Genomic DNA, 13650 nt, shown 5'->3' on the forward strand with positions numbered 1-13650 from the left:
GCGCTTGCTGGCCGGCAGGGCGGCAAGGGAAACAACTAGGCGGCATGTGGTAGTTCCATGCGAAAAAAGGAGTGGACGCCGTCTTCCACCAGCCGCACGCGGCCACCGTGGGCAACAACGTACTCGTGGACGATCGAAAGCCCGATGCCGGTGCCTCGCACTGCATCGTCGGGCTGGCGTATGCCCCGGTAAAAGGGTTCAAACACGCGGTCGCGGTCGGCGCTGGCCACCCCGGGCCCCTGGTCGGAGACATCCACGCGCACGTGGTCGGCGTGGCGCGAGAGGGACAGCCGCACCGTTCCGCCCTTGGGGGAGAAACGGATGGCGTTGGACAGCAGGTTGCTGACGGCCGAGGCGATTTTGTCGGCATCGATCTGCAGGGACACAGCCGGTCCCTCCACCAGCACGCGCAGGCCACGGGCCTGCCATTGCAGGCGCTGGGCCTCCACCTGGGCCTCCAGCAGCGCAAGCAGATCGGTGTCGCGCCGCTGCAGCTGGCGTGCCTCGAACGCCGCGGCATTGAAGCGCAGCAAGGCTTCGATCTCCCCCTGCAGCACCAGCGTGTTGTGGTGCAGGATCTGCGTCACTTCGCGCTGGCCGGCGTTGAGCTCGCCGGTCACGCCGTCCTGCAGCAGCGCCACGCCTTCCCGCAGCGCGGCCAGGGGGGTCTTGAGCTCGTGCGAGACATGGCGAAGAAAGCGGGCCTTGTCGGCGTCCAGCTCCAGCAGCCGCAGCCGCAGCCATTCCAGTTGCTGCCCGACCCGGCGCACGTCGTCGGGGCCCGAGATCACCACGGGCGCCTCGAGCTGGTTCTCTCCCAGCCGCCGGATCGTGCCTTCGAGCCGCTTGAAGGGGCGGGCGAGCCAGATGCCCAGCGCCAGGGCCAGCACCAGGGCCAGGACGATCACCCCCACCACCTGGTGGGTCACGCTGCGGCGGCTCGCCTCGACCCGGTCCTGCAGTTCACGGTTGCGCTGGGCATTGATGTCCTGCACCGATTGCGCAATGGTGGTGTGCAGCGCCTCCAGCGTGATGAATTCTTCCGCCACCAGCCGCTCGTTCTCCAGCGCCCGCTCTGGCGGGGCATCGAGCAGATCCTTGACGGCGTCCAGATGCCTGCGCCATTGGGCGGACTGCTCTTCGGGGAGTCCGCCCTTGTGCAGTTGGTCGAGAACGGCCAGCGCCTCCACGGACATCTCGTTGAAGCTGCGGCGCAGCGGCGCATCCCGCAGCACCAGGGACTGGCGGGCCGCGCGCTCCAGCGCCTGCCCACGCTGGTTCAGCGCCTGGGCGGCCGTGCTCAGGGCTGTTGCCTCCGCGCCGCCGTGGCGGCTTTGCACCATGAGCTGTTCCAGCGTATAGAGCGCCCGCAGGGAGCTCACGCCCAGCAGGCCCGCTATGAGCAGGAACGCCAGGAGCAGCAGTTGCTGAAACGAGAGGCCATGCAGAGGGCCGTCGACCTTCTGCGAATCCGCGTGTGGCAGGTGTTCAGGCATTGCCACGGGTGTCTGCTGCGTCTCAGGCGGCGTATGCCGCCTCGTGGGTGCGCACTTCGCCGCGCAGCGTATAGGCCTTGGCCTCGGTGATCGTTACATCCACCATCTGCCCCACCAGGCGGGGCTGGCCCACAAAGTTGACCACGCGGTTGCATTCGGTGCGGCCCATGAGCTCGGTGGCGTCGCGTTTGGAGGCGCCTTCCACCAAGATGCGCTGCACCGAGCCCACGCGGCTTTCGCTGATGGATTTGATGTTGGCGTTGATGACGCCTTGCAGGTGTTGCAGGCGGCGCAGTTTCACGTCGTGCGGCGTGTCGTCGTGCAGGCCGGCGGCGGGCGTGCCGGGGCGCGGGCTGAAGATGAAACTGAAGCTGTTGTCGAAGTGGATGTCGTCGATGAGCTTCATCATCTTGTTGAAATCGTCCTCCGTCTCGCCGGGAAAGCCCACGATGAAGTCGCTGCTCATGGCCAGGTCGGGGCGGATGGCGCGCAGCTTGCGCACCGTGCTCTTGTATTCCATGGCGGTGTACCCGCGCTTCATGGCCATCAGGATGCGGTCGCTGCCATGCTGCACGGGCAGGTGCAGGTGGCTGGCCAGCTTGGGCAGCCTGGCGTAGGCCTCGATCAGGCGGGGCGTGAATTCGTTGGGGTGGCTCGTGGTGTAGCGGATGCGCTCGATGCCCGGGATGTCGGACACGTATTCGAGCAGCAGCGCGAAGTCGGCGATCTCTGCCGTGCCCCCCATCTTGCCCAGGTAGGCGTTCACGTTCTGGCCCAGCAGGGTGATTTCCTTCACGCCCTGGTCGGCCAGGCCCGCCACTTCCACCAGCACATCGTCGAACGGGCGGCTGACCTCTTCGCCGCGCGTGTAGGGCACCACGCAGTAGCTGCAGTATTTGCTGCAGCCTTCCATGATGGAGACAAAGGCACTCGCGCCCTCGACCCGCGCCGGGGGCAGGTGGTCGAACTTCTCGATCTCGGGGAAGCTGATGTCCACCTGGGGCTTGTCCAGGCGTTCGCGCTGGTTCAGCATCTCGGGCAGGCGGTGCAGGGTCTGCGGGCCGAACACCACGTCCACATAGGGCGCGCGCTTGATGATCTCGGCGCCTTCCTGGCTGGCCACGCAGCCGCCCACGCCGATCTTCACGCCGCGCGCCTTCAGGTGCTTGATGCGGCCCAGGTCGCTGAACACCTTCTCCTGCGCCTTCTCGCGCACCGAGCAGGTGTTGAACAGAATGAGGTCGGCTTCGTCCACGTTCTGCGTGGGCTCGTAGCCCTGGGCGGCATTGAGCACGTCGGCCATCTTGTCCGAGTCGTACTCGTTCATCTGGCAGCCGAAGGTTTTGATAAAGACTTTTTTGGCCATGGCGGGCTCGCGATCGGGAAAGGGATAAGGCGGGGCGCCCGGCGCTCCGCAAGCATGCATTCGGCTGCGCCGTTGCGCAGGGCGCAGCCGCCGTGTTACTTCTTGATGGGGTCGGATTCCGCGCGGTAGTTGCGCTCGACCGTGTCACTGCCCTTGCGGGGTTGTTCGGCTTCACCCTGGGTCAGGATCCAGGCGGTGATCAGCATGCCGGTGCTGTTTTCGATGACGTAGTTCACCTTGTAGCTCTGGCCCAGCACCGTGTGCGCCATCACCAGCGTGTTCTGCGGGCTCAGCAGGCGCATGCCGGGTGCCATGCGGATGGTGCGGCCGTTGAGCGTGGCTTCCGACACCGTATTGAGGGTCAAGGTGCCGCGCAGGGCCGCATCAGGGAACGTGCGCATGCCTCCGAGGCCAGGCTGTACCTGGGCGGTGGCGGGCAGAGCGGCGTACACGAGGGCGCAAGCGAGCCCGGCGACGATGTGGTGGCGTAGGTTCCGTGCGGGAACGCGGTGGGGAACAGTGCAGCGATTCATGGTTTACATCCAGGGGCTGAAGGGAGAATTCTAGGGCGGACCTGCCATTGGGGGGGCGTGAGCCAGCAAACCGTCCGAGGCGGGAAATGACCCCATCGGCTGTGGAGGGGCCTGCGCATTGTCAGGGCCAGCCCAGGCAACACGAAAGCCCGGCACCAAAGAAAAACCCACAGTGGGTTGCCGCACTGTGGGTTGGATGTGGTGGTCGTAGGTGGACTTGAACCACCGACATCAGCATTATGAATGCTGCGCTCTAACCAACTGAGCTATACGACCGTAGCCCCAGATTATAGAACAAAAATTATTGGTGTGTGAAGTTCGCGGTGCGTTTGTTCATGAAAGCGTCCATGCCTTCCTTCTGGTCCTGGGTCGAGAACAGGGCGTGGAAGAGGCGGCGCTCGAACATGACGCCGTCCGACAGGCTGCCTTCGAAGGCGCGGTTGACGGACTCCTTGGCCGCCATCACGGCGATTTGCGAGAAGCCTGCAATGATGATCGCGGCGCCCAGCGCCTCGTCCATGAGCTTGTCGTAGGGCACCACGCGGCTGACCAGCCCGGCGCGCTCGGCTTCCGCGGCGTCCATCATGCGGCCCGTCAGGGCCATGTCCATGGCCTTGGCCTTGCCGACGGCGCGCGGCAGCCGCTGCGTGCCGCCCGCGCCAGGGATCACACCCAGCTTGATTTCAGGCTGGCCGAACCGGGCGTTGTCGGCGGCGATGATGAAGTCGCACATCATGGCCAGCTCGCAGCCGCCCCCCAATGCAAAGCCGCTGACGGCGGCGATCACGGGCTTGCGGATGGACCGGATGGCCTCCCAGTTGCGGGTGATGTAGTCGCCCTTGTAGGTGTCCGCAAAGCTGTACTTCGCCATCGCTCCAATGTCCGCGCCCGCCGCGAACGCCTTTTCGCTTCCCGTGACGATGATGCAGCCGATCTTCTCGTCCGCGTCGAAGGCCTTCAGCGCGGTGCCCAGTTCGTTCATGAGCTGGTCATTCAGCGCGTTGAGCTGCTTGGGGCGGTTGAGCGTGATGATGCCAACCTTGTCCGCCTCGGTGCGGACCTCGATGGTTTCGTAGGACATGGAAATCTCCTGGATTTATAGGTGGTTATGACGGCGTGAACGAATATACCCAAGCGAGGCTGCAGCGCGCGGAGGTAGGTAGAACACCGTACCGCGCAGCGGGAATCAGTTCAGCCAGCGCCCCACCGCGGCCGCGTTGGCAACCGACAGGCTGATCGTGTCAGGAACGGCAGGGGCTGGCATGGGGCCGCGGGCGGTTTTTCTGGGCGCGGAGGACGGGCCCCGGGCCGGGAGTTCCAGCGCCAGGCGCAGCAGGCGGCCATCGCGCGCCACCAGGGCCGTCAATGCCGTCTCGGTGCCTGCATAGAACGCCACGTCCTCCAGCTTGCTGATGCGCCATCCCTGCAGGTTCACCTCGATGCCCAGCCATTCGTCGCCTGGCGTCATGCCCGCCTTTTCCGCGGCACCGCCGCGCAATACGGTCTTGATGTGCACGCTGTGGCTTTCTCCCACCCGCAGCCCGAGCCGCTGGGCCCATTGGGGTGTTTCGGCCTTGAGGTGCACGCCGTGGGCCGCCAGCAGTTCCGTCAGCGGAAGCTCCGTGGTGCCGTGCACCCACTGCGCCAGTTCGGCATCAAAGGATCGGCCGGCCAGCTCTTCCAATACCGCGCGCAGATCGTCCTCGGCCATGGGGCCGCCATGGCAGCGTGTCCAGAGGGCGCGCATGACCTCGTCCAGGCTGGTCTTGCTTTCGCGGCGCAGGGCGAGGTCCAGGCAAAGGGCCACCAGCGAGCCCTTCGTGTAGTAGCTGACGGTCGCGTTGGGCGTATTCTCGTCCTGGCGGTAGTACTTGACCCAGGCATCGAAGCTGGCCTGTGCCACCGTCTGTACGGCCCTGCCGGGGGTCTGCAGTACCTGGTTGATGGTCTTGGTGACCAGTTTCAGGTATGTGGACTCATCGATCAGCCCCGCGCGGCGCAGCAGCAGGTCATCGTAGTAGCTGGTGAAGCCCTCGAAGAACCAGAGCAGCTGCGTGTAGTTCTCCCGCGAGTAGTCATGCTCGGTGAACTCGGAAGGGCGCAGCCGCTTGACGTTCCAGGTGTGGAAGTACTCATGGCTGATGAGGCCCAGCAGGGTGGTGTAGCCTTCCGCGGCGCGTGTTTCCCCGAGCCGCGGCAGGTCGCGGCGCCCGCAGATGAGCGCGGTCGAGTTGCGGTGCTCCAGTCCCCCGTAGCCGTCCCCCACGGCATTGAGCATGAACAGGTAGCTCCTGAAGGGAGCCTTGCCATCGCCATGCCAGAAGCGGATCGCGGTTTCGCAGATCTTCTGGGTGTCCGCCAGCAGGCGCTTGCCATCAAACGATGGCGCCGCCCCGGCCACCACAAAGCGGTGCGCAATGCCGCCGGCCGTGAACCGGCCGATCCAGAACATGCCCATCTCCACCGGGCAATCGACCAGCTCGTCGTAGTCTTGGGCGGCATACAGGCCAAAGCCCTTTTTGTCGGCCTTGAGCGCGGCAAGCCCGGTGGCGACCGACCATCCGGCCGTGGCGGGCGTGCTGGCGATGTCGAGGGTGTGGCGTTGCTTTTCCTGTCCATGCACGCGCAGGCACAGGCTGGTGCCATTGAAAAAGCCCCGGGATGTGTCGAGCCAGGCCGTGCGCACGGAGGTGTCGTAGGCGCAGACGCAATAGGTCAGCACCAGGGGTTTGTCCACGCTGCAGTCCGCCTGCCACCGGTGCTTGTCCAACTGGATCAGCGCCACCTCGCGCTTGCCCTGGTGGGCCTTGAGCTCCTGCAGGTTCTTGGAGAATTCGCGCACCAGATAGCTCCCCGGAATCCAGACCGGCAGCGAGACCTCCTGCAGGGCCTGGGGACGGGTGATCGTCAGTGCCACGCGAAAGAGATGGGCGTACAGGTCGGAGGGCTCCACGCGGTAGTGGATGGCGGCGGGTTCTGGCGTGCGGGAAGAGGGCATGGGCAGCTGCAGGTTCAGGCTTGCGGGCAGATGGCACAGCCCGTGGGAGAGGGCGTCAACGGCGGCGCAACGCGGGTCAATTCGCTGCGGAGGGTTCGCTGCTGGCCTCGGCCAGGCGCTTTTCCACTTCCTTCGCACCGATCGCGCCCGGCACGCGGGCCCCGTTGGCAAAGATCAACGTGGGGGTGCCCGTGATCTTGTGCTTGCGCCCAAAGGCCAGATTGCGCTGCAAGGCACTGGTGTCGCAGCTTGCCGCAGCCGCGGGCTTGTCCCGCACCATCAGGTCCTGCCAGGCGGTCACAGGGTCCTTGGCGCACCAGATGTTGCGCGATTTTTCGGCGGAGTCTGGGCTGAGGATGGGGTACAGGAACAGGTAAACCGTCACGTTGTCCACGTTCTGCAGGTCGCGTTCGAAGCGCTTGCAGTACCCGCAATTGGGGTCTTCAAAAACGGCCACCTTGCGTTTCCCGTCGCCCCGCACGATGGTGAAGGCATCCTTGAGGGGCAGGGCGGAGAACTCGACCGCGGTGAGTTTGGCGATGCGGTCTTCCGTCAGGTTGCGGCGCGCCTTCGCATCGATCAGCTCGCCCTGGATCACATAGTTGCCCTTGGCATCGGTGTAGAACAGATCCGTCCCGATGCGCACTTCGTACAGGCCCTTCATGGGCGTGGGGCGCACTTCGTCGATCTTGTCCATTTGCGGAATGCGCTCGGCGAGGGCCTTGCGGATATCTGCCTCCTGCGCGGAGGCGGCAATGCCTGAAGCCAGGGCGGCTGCGGCGAGCAGGGTGGGAATCAGTTTCATGGTGTTCTTGTTCCGGAGATCTGTCGGCCTCCCGGTGGAGGCCGCAATGTGGTCAATGTATTCCCATGGCCTGGCGGGCCACGAAGTTCTTCAAGGGGCCGCTCAGCTCAAAGCCCTTCATTCCCCAGTTGCGCAATGCCTGCAGGGGGCCCTCGTGGCGGGAGAAAAGCTGCTGCAGCCCGTCCGTCGCCAAACCCATCGGCAGGAGCGCGGCCTTGCGCTCCCTTTCATAGCGCCGAAGCAGCCGCACATCCGCCACGCTGCGCCAGTAGTCGCGTCCCTGCAGCATGCCTGCCAGGGCCTGCGCATCGGCCAGGCCCAGGTTCAGCCCCTGGCCCGCCAGCGGGTGCACGTTGTGCGCCGCATCGCCGGCCAGCACCCAGCTGCGCGGGTTCTTGCCGCTGGCGGGCAGGGCCCCGCACCAGCGGTCCGCCTTGGCAAGCTGAAGGGGCCAGGCTGCGCGCTCCGCACTCAGCACCAACTTTCCCAGCACCTCCTGGCTGGCCGCCTGGAGCTTTTTCGCGAATTCTTCAGGCGGCAAGGCCATCAGCGGCGCCACCTGGTCCTGCAAGACGGACCATACAACCGCCACGGAGTTCCCCTGGGGGCCGCCCAAGGGCAAAAAAGCCAGGATGCCGTCGGGCAAGAACCACTGGCGCGCCACCTGTCCATGCGCACGTTCGCACTCCAAGCGGGTGGCGATGGCGTGCTGGGGATAGGGCGTCACCTGAAAATCCACGCCAAATTCTTGCCGCGTGCTGCTGGCGCGGCCCTCGCACACCACCGTCAGCGCCGCGGGCACGGGCGACTCCACCCATTCCACCTGCGGCTGGTAGCGCACGGCTTCCGTGAGGCGTGCTTCCAGGGCGGGCACGTCAACGATCCAGGCCAGTGCATCCACCCCCTGGGTGGCCGCGTCGAAATGGACGGCGCCGTCGTGGTCACCCTGCACCTGCATGGTCCGCACCGGCGTGGCGTGTTCCTCGTCCGGCCAGCTGCGCAGCGATTCGAGCAGATGGCGCGAGGCCGCATTCAGCGCGTAGGCCCGCACATCGGCGGCTGCGGCGCCTCTGGGGCCGGGGGCCGGCAGCAGGGCCACTTTCAGCCGTTCGCGGGCCAGCAGCAGCGCCAGGGTCTTGCCCACGATGCCGGTGCCGCGAATACAGATATCAAAGGTTTGGGCCATGGCGGCATTGTAGGAGGGGGCTTGTGCCCGCGCGCGCAGTGCAGAATCGGGGCCCGCATCCCCGCCCGTTTTCAAGGAGTACCCCGGCGTGAGCTTCAACCCTGATTCCGATCTGTCGGGCACCATCGCACGGCTGTTCGTCTATCCCGTCAAGTCGTGCGCCGGCATTGAAGTGCAGGAGGCGCTGCTCACGGAGACCGGGCTGGACCTGGACCGCGCCTGGATGGTGGTGGATGCCAAGGGCATGTTCCTGACCCAGCGCGTCCTGCCCCGCATGGCGCTCATCCGGCCGCAGCTCAAGAGCGACGAAATGGTTTTGCGCGCGCCCGGCATGCTGGCCCTGCACGTGTCCATCGATGCGGTCGAGGCGCCTGCCACCGTGACCGTGTGGCGGGATACGGTGCCCGCCTGGGACATGGGCGCGGTGGCCGCCCAGTGGTTCACGGATTTCCTGGGTCAGCCGTGCCGGCTTGTTCGTTTCGACCCTGAGCACCGCCGCCTGTCCAGCATGGAGTGGACGGGTGGGATCGAGGCACCCAATCAGTTCGCCGACGGGTTTCCCGTGCTGGTGGCCAGCGAGGCTTCCATGCAGGAGCTGAATGCGCGGCTGCAGGCGGCAGGCCATGCCCCCGTGGGGATGGAGCGGTTCCGGCCCAATGTGGTGCTGGCCGGCGTGGATGCCCATGACGAAGACCGTGTGGACATGATTCGGGTGGAGGCCCCGGAAGGCGGGATCCACCTGCAGCCCGTGAAGCCGTGTTCACGATGCCCCATCCCCGACATCGACCCCGCCACGGCCGAAAGCACCCCCGCAGTGGGCGACATGCTGCGGACCTACCGCCAGGACAAGCGCCTCGATGGTGCGATCACCTTCGGCATGAATGCCATCGTGGCCCGGGGCGCGGGCCAGATGCTGCGCGTGGGGCAGCGGGTGGGGGCGGATCTGCGCTTCGATTGAGGCGTGAACCGGCCCCCGAACGGCGGTTGCCGGCAGGCCCGTAAAATCGGCGGTTTGTCTCCGAATTCCAGAAAGCCCTGCCATGAGCCTCCAATGCGGCATCGTGGGCCTGCCCAACGTCGGCAAGTCCACCCTTTTCAACGCGCTGACCAAGGCCGGCATCGCCGCCGAAAACTATCCCTTCTGCACCATTGAGCCCAATGTGGGCGTGGTGGAGGTGCCGGACCCCCGCCTGCAGCAGCTGGCCAGCATCATCTCGCCCGAGCGCATCGTGCCTGCGATCGTCGAGTTCGTGGACATCGCCGGCCTGGTGGCGGGCGCCAGCCAGGGCGAAGGCCTGGGCAACCAGTTCCTGGCCCACATCCGCGAGACGGACGCCATCGTCAACGTGGTGCGCTGCTTCGAGGATGACAACGTGATCCACGTGGCCGGCCGCGTGGACCCGATCTCCGACATCGAAGTCATCCAGACCGAGCTGTGCCTGGCCGACATGGGCACCGTCGAGAAGGCGCTCAACCGCTACACCAAGGCCGCCAAGTCGGGCAACGACAAGGATGCCGCCAAGCTGGTGGCGCTGCTCACGCGCATCCAGGCCGCGCTCAACGAGGGCAAGCCTGCCCGCTCGGTGGAGATCACCAAGGAAGAGCAGCCCCTGCTCAAGTCCCTGTGCCTGATCACCGCCAAGCCCGCGATGTTCGTGGGCAACGTGAGCGAGGACGGCTTCGAGAACAACCCTTTCCTGGACCGGTTGAAGGAATACGCCGCCAGCCAGAACGCGCCCGTGGTGGCCATCTGCGCCAAGATGGAAGCCGAGATGGCCGAGATGAGCGACGAGGACCGCGACATGTTCCTGGCCGAGATGGGCCAGACGGAGCCCGGCCTGGCCCGGCTGATCCGCGGCGCCTTCAAGCTGCTGGGCCTGCAGACCTACTTCACCGCGGGCGTGAAGGAAGTGCGCGCCTGGACCATCCACATCGGCGACACGGCGCCGCAGGCGGCCGGCGTGATCCACGGCGACTTCGAGCGCGGGTTCATCCGTGCGCAGACCATTGCGTTTGAGGACTTCATCGCGCTCAAGGGCGAGCAGGGCGCCAAGGACGCAGGCAAGATGCGAGCCGAAGGCAAGGAGTACGTGGTCAAGGATGGCGACGTGCTGAACTTCCTGTTCAACGTCTAGGGGTTGGGGGGCTGAAAGCTCCGCCGGGCCATGGGCCCGATGGCATCGCATCCCTGCACGGCCCCTGGCATGCAGGGATTTTTTTCGACCGTTCGAAGGGGCCTTCGCGCCCCTGGCGCCACCGATTTCTATGAACACTGGAATCCTCTACGCCGCGCTGGCCTATGCCGCCTGGGGCCTGTTCCCGCTGTATTTCAAGCAGGTGGCGGATGTGCCCTCGCTGGAGGTGGTGATGCACCGCACGGTGTGGTCGCTGGTGTTTGTCTTTGGCGTGCTGATGGTGCGCAGGCAATGGTCCTGGCTGGGCGCCGTGCTGCGCCAGCCCCGTGTGCTGGGCGCGTTCGCGCTGTCGGCGATGCTGCTGTCGGGCAACTGGCTCACCTATGTGTGGGCGGTGCAGAACCAGCATGTGGTGGATGCCAGCCTGGGCTATTTCATTTTGCCGCTGGTGAACGTGGCGCTGGGCTTCGTGTTCCTGAAAGAGCGGCCTCGCCCGGGCCAGTGGCTTGCGGTGGCCGTGGCTGCCGCGGGAGTGCTGTGGCTTGCGGTGCAGGCGGGCCGCCTGCCCTGGATTGCGCTGGTGCTGGCCCTGAGCTTTGGCTTCTACGGGTTGCTGCGCAAGCTTGCCGTGCTGGGCGCGCTGGAGGGGCTGGCGCTGGAAACCCTGGTGCTCGCGCCGGTGGCCGCCATCATGCTGGGCTGGTGGGCCTGGCAGGGCGAGGGCGCACTGGTCCAGGGGCCGCCCGCTGCCGTGGGATGGCTGTTGCTCGCGGGCCCCATGACGGCCGTTCCGCTGCTGCTGTTTGCCGCGGGTGCCCGCCTGATCCCGATGTCCACCTTGGGCATCCTGCAGTACATCTCCCCGAGCCTGCAGTTTGCGCTGGGCGTGTGGCTGTTCCATGAACCCTTCCAGCCTGCGCGCCTCGTGGGGTTTGTGTTGATCTGGACTGCGCTGCTGGTCTACAGCCTGGAAGGCTGGTGGACACGCCGGCAGGTTGCGGCGGCCTGAAGAGGCATCTTTTTCCGGGCGCAAACAGTGGCCGCAAGGCGGGGTGCGCGGCGCCAAACGCCGCCCGCAGGGTGCGCTGCAGCGCGCGAGCTACTGGAAAACACGGAGCGCTTCCGTGTCAGTTTTGCGTAAGATGCGCGGGCCCGTCTGCCGGGCGTCAGCGCTGGCGGACTGTGTATTTCGGTGAACCTGTCACCCGAACGAACCCGGGCCCACGCCTGCCTCCGCATGTTCTTTGGCCGCAAGAATCCGTTTTCGGCGACGGACGCCTTTCCGCTGTCCGACGCCGTCATGGAATTCGATGACTCATCGTCGGCCATGGCGCGTCCCGCGCGCAGGGCCATGGATGGCCTGGGGCCGCGAAGCGGGCGCAGCGCGGGGCAGAAATGGCGGCTGGCCGGAGGGCTGATCGGCCTGTATGTATTGGCGATGGCCGGGTTCTATGCGCTGGGCATGGTGGATGTGCAGGTGCTCGCCGTCCTGGTGGTGCTGGCGGTGCTGGGATGCGGGGCCTTCTGGGGGATTTTCAGTTCGGGCCTGCACAAGAAGGTGCGGCACAGGCACCTGAAGCTGGCCATTGTGGCCACGGCATTGGCCTGCATGGTCGGGGTGTTCTATCTGGCGCCGGTCACGCAGATCCTGCTGGTTCCGTTCACCTTCGTGGCGGTGGCCTACGGGATCTTCACCGTGCCGCGACCCGCGCTGCTGGCGCTGGCGGCCTGCATGCTGTGCCTGTACGCCGTGGTGGTGGGGCTCCATTACGTGGAGCAGAAAAATGACGCGCTGCTGCGCCTGGAAGCGCTGCACTGGCTGGCCCTGGCGCTATCGTTGCCCACCTACATCCTCCTGATGGGCAGGGTCCAGCGCCTCTACCGCAGCCTGTACCACGCCAGCCGGAAGATCAAGAACATCCAGGAAGACGCCCAGCGCGACCCCCTGGTCGGATGTTTCAACCGCCGCTACGTGCTGGCCGCGCTGGAGGAACAAAAGCAGCTGGCGGATGAAAGCGGCATTCCCCTGTGCCTCGCCGTGGTGGATATTGACCATTTCAAGCGCATCAACGATGAACTGGGGCATCTGGGGGGTGACGAGGTGCTGCGCACGTTCGCCCGCGTGGCACAGCAGGGGGTGCGCGCAGGCGATGTGTTCGGGCGCTATGGGGGCGAGGAGTTCCTGCTCATCTTTCCCGCCACATCCCTGCTGCCTGCGCTCAATACCTGCGAGCGCATCCGCGCCCAGGTCGAGATCCATGCATGGGCCGGGCTTCTCAAGGGGCGGGTGACGGTGTCGATCGGCGTGACCCAGTACGTGCTGGGAGAGTCGGTGCTGGAGTTTTTCTCGCGGGCCGATACCGCGATGTACATGGCCAAGGAAGGCGGGCGCAACCAGGTGGTGGTCGAGGAGCCGGTGGCCCGTGGCGATTCGCTGTTGTCCGACATCGGCGCACACGCACCGCTGTCGTGAGACGTGGGCATGCGGGAGAGGGGCGCCTGGGGACGGCAGTTGCACACCCTTGTCATTGCTGGCGCCAAGCGGCCTCAACGAAACACCGGGTGAGAAGTCACAGCGCCAGGTGCCCCGGCATGAAGTGCAGCAGCACGCTCGTCATCAGCAGATAGCGGAAGAACTTGCCCACGGCCATATAGGCCAGGCAGGGCCAGAACGGCAGTTTCAGCCATCCGGCCACGGCGCACAACGGGTCGCCCACCACGGGCAGCCAGCTCATCAGGCAGGCGCGTGCGCCAAAGCGCTGGAGCCAGTGCAGCGCGCGCACGTCGGTGGCATTGCCACGGGCCTTGTCCACGACCTTGTGAGCCCCCAGGCCCATCCACCAGCTCACCCCACCGCCCAGCGTGTTGCCGACCGTGGCGACCAGGATCGCGGGCCAGAACAGTTCGGGGTTGATCTTGATCAGCCCGAACACCGCCGGCTCCGAGCCCAGCGGCAGCAGCGTGGCCGAGATGAACGAAACGACAAAGACCGTGCTCAGGCCGAACTGCGGCAGCGCAAGCCATTCCAGCAGCTGGTGCATCCAGATTTCCATGGGAGGAAGTGTAGGGCGGCGGCGGCATCGCTTTCATGCCAGGGGGCGCTGTCCTACGCAGGGGTGCGCCATCCGCGC

12 protein-coding genes and 1 tRNA gene are annotated in these 13650 nt (G+C 66.0%); 4 read left to right on the top strand and 9 right to left on the bottom strand.

From position 1 onward, the window contains the following. Positions 1–35 precede the first annotated feature (35 nt). From AC1RCS_RS11830 to AC1RCS_RS11865, 8 genes are all read right to left on the bottom strand, one after another. The gene (locus AC1RCS_RS11830; RefSeq protein WP_492244692.1) at positions 36–1496 is read right to left on the bottom strand and encodes a sensor histidine kinase; all 1461 of its coding nucleotides are present in this window, start codon (positions 1494–1496) and stop codon (positions 36–38) included. A gap of 22 nt (positions 1497–1518) precedes the next feature. Continuing rightward, a complete protein-coding gene (gene miaB / locus AC1RCS_RS11835; protein ID WP_218296045.1) occupies positions 1519–2862 on the bottom strand; it encodes a tRNA (N6-isopentenyl adenosine(37)-C2)-methylthiotransferase MiaB in 1344 nt (447 codons plus the stop codon). A 95-nt stretch (positions 2863–2957) separates the two neighbouring features. Next, on the bottom strand, positions 2958–3395 hold the full coding sequence (locus AC1RCS_RS11840; protein ID WP_218296044.1) for a hypothetical protein: 438 nt from the start codon (positions 3393–3395) through the stop codon (positions 2958–2960). Between the two features lie 199 nt (positions 3396–3594). Continuing rightward, a tRNA-Met gene (locus AC1RCS_RS11845) sits at positions 3595–3671 on the bottom strand. Between the two features lie 25 nt (positions 3672–3696). Beyond that, positions 3697–4476: an enoyl-CoA hydratase gene (locus AC1RCS_RS11850; protein ID WP_218339678.1), complete on the bottom strand. Its 780-nt coding sequence runs from the start codon at positions 4474–4476 to the stop codon at positions 3697–3699. 105 nt (positions 4477–4581) lie between these two features. Then, positions 4582–6393, bottom strand: a complete 1812-nt coding sequence (locus tag AC1RCS_RS11855; RefSeq protein ID WP_492244552.1) for a M61 family metallopeptidase — start codon at positions 6391–6393, stop codon at positions 4582–4584. Between the two features lie 76 nt (positions 6394–6469). Then, on the bottom strand, positions 6470–7198 hold the full coding sequence (locus tag AC1RCS_RS11860; protein WP_218296041.1) for a DsbC family protein: 729 nt from the start codon (positions 7196–7198) through the stop codon (positions 6470–6472). 52 nt (positions 7199–7250) lie between these two features. Then, the gene (locus tag AC1RCS_RS11865) at positions 7251–8384 is read right to left on the bottom strand and encodes an FAD-dependent monooxygenase (RefSeq protein ID WP_492244551.1); all 1134 of its coding nucleotides are present in this window, start codon (positions 8382–8384) and stop codon (positions 7251–7253) included. Between the two features lie 88 nt (positions 8385–8472). Between AC1RCS_RS11865 and AC1RCS_RS11870 the strand changes: the two genes are divergently transcribed. The 4 genes from AC1RCS_RS11870 to AC1RCS_RS11885 all read left to right on the top strand — a co-directional run bounded on the left by AC1RCS_RS11870 (position 8473) and on the right by AC1RCS_RS11885 (position 12992). Next, on the top strand, positions 8473–9342 hold the full coding sequence (locus tag AC1RCS_RS11870) for an MOSC domain-containing protein (protein ID WP_218339675.1): 870 nt from the start codon (positions 8473–8475) through the stop codon (positions 9340–9342). A gap of 82 nt (positions 9343–9424) precedes the next feature. Continuing rightward, a complete protein-coding gene (ychF, locus tag AC1RCS_RS11875) occupies positions 9425–10519 on the top strand; it encodes a redox-regulated ATPase YchF (protein ID WP_218296038.1) in 1095 nt (364 codons plus the stop codon). A 130-nt stretch (positions 10520–10649) separates the two neighbouring features. After that, the gene (gene rarD / locus AC1RCS_RS11880) at positions 10650–11528 is read left to right on the top strand and encodes an EamA family transporter RarD (RefSeq protein ID WP_492244550.1); all 879 of its coding nucleotides are present in this window, start codon (positions 10650–10652) and stop codon (positions 11526–11528) included. A gap of 228 nt (positions 11529–11756) precedes the next feature. Continuing rightward, positions 11757–12992 (top strand): GGDEF domain-containing protein, encoded by a 1236-nt coding sequence (locus AC1RCS_RS11885; protein WP_218296036.1) that lies wholly within the window; start codon positions 11757–11759, stop codon positions 12990–12992. 97 nt (positions 12993–13089) lie between these two features. Here the strand turns inward: AC1RCS_RS11885 and AC1RCS_RS11890 are convergent, their stop codons facing one another. After that, the gene (locus AC1RCS_RS11890) at positions 13090–13572 is read right to left on the bottom strand and encodes a YqaA family protein (protein WP_255591034.1); all 483 of its coding nucleotides are present in this window, start codon (positions 13570–13572) and stop codon (positions 13090–13092) included. Between the last annotated feature and the right edge of the window lie 78 nt (positions 13573–13650).

It is taken from the genome of Acidovorax sp. GW823-FHT01C06 (assembly GCF_058798375.1).

What these genes read in the sequence shown, in the direction of transcription:
- AC1RCS_RS11830 (WP_492244692.1), bottom strand. Translation starts at nt 1,496, where the DNA reads ATGCCTGAACACCTGCCACACGCGGATTCGCAGAAGGTCGACGGCCCT.
- miaB (WP_218296045.1), bottom strand. Translation starts at nt 2,862, where the DNA reads ATGGCCAAAAAAGTCTTTATCAAAACCTTCGGCTGCCAGATGAACGAG.
- AC1RCS_RS11840 (WP_218296044.1), bottom strand. Translation starts at nt 3,395, where the DNA reads ATGAATCGCTGCACTGTTCCCCACCGCGTTCCCGCACGGAACCTACGC.
- AC1RCS_RS11850 (WP_218339678.1), bottom strand. Translation starts at nt 4,476, where the DNA reads ATGTCCTACGAAACCATCGAGGTCCGCACCGAGGCGGACAAGGTTGGC.
- AC1RCS_RS11855 (WP_492244552.1), bottom strand. Translation starts at nt 6,393, where the DNA reads ATGCCCTCTTCCCGCACGCCAGAACCCGCCGCCATCCACTACCGCGTG.
- AC1RCS_RS11860 (WP_218296041.1), bottom strand. Translation starts at nt 7,198, where the DNA reads ATGAAACTGATTCCCACCCTGCTCGCCGCAGCCGCCCTGGCTTCAGGC.
- AC1RCS_RS11865 (WP_492244551.1), bottom strand. Translation starts at nt 8,384, where the DNA reads ATGGCCCAAACCTTTGATATCTGTATTCGCGGCACCGGCATCGTGGGC.
- ychF (WP_218296038.1), top strand. Translation starts at nt 9,425, where the DNA reads ATGAGCCTCCAATGCGGCATCGTGGGCCTGCCCAACGTCGGCAAGTCC.
- rarD (WP_492244550.1), top strand. Translation starts at nt 10,650, where the DNA reads ATGAACACTGGAATCCTCTACGCCGCGCTGGCCTATGCCGCCTGGGGC.
- AC1RCS_RS11885 (WP_218296036.1), top strand. Translation starts at nt 11,757, where the DNA reads ATGTTCTTTGGCCGCAAGAATCCGTTTTCGGCGACGGACGCCTTTCCG.
- AC1RCS_RS11890 (WP_255591034.1), bottom strand. Translation starts at nt 13,572, where the DNA reads ATGGAAATCTGGATGCACCAGCTGCTGGAATGGCTTGCGCTGCCGCAG.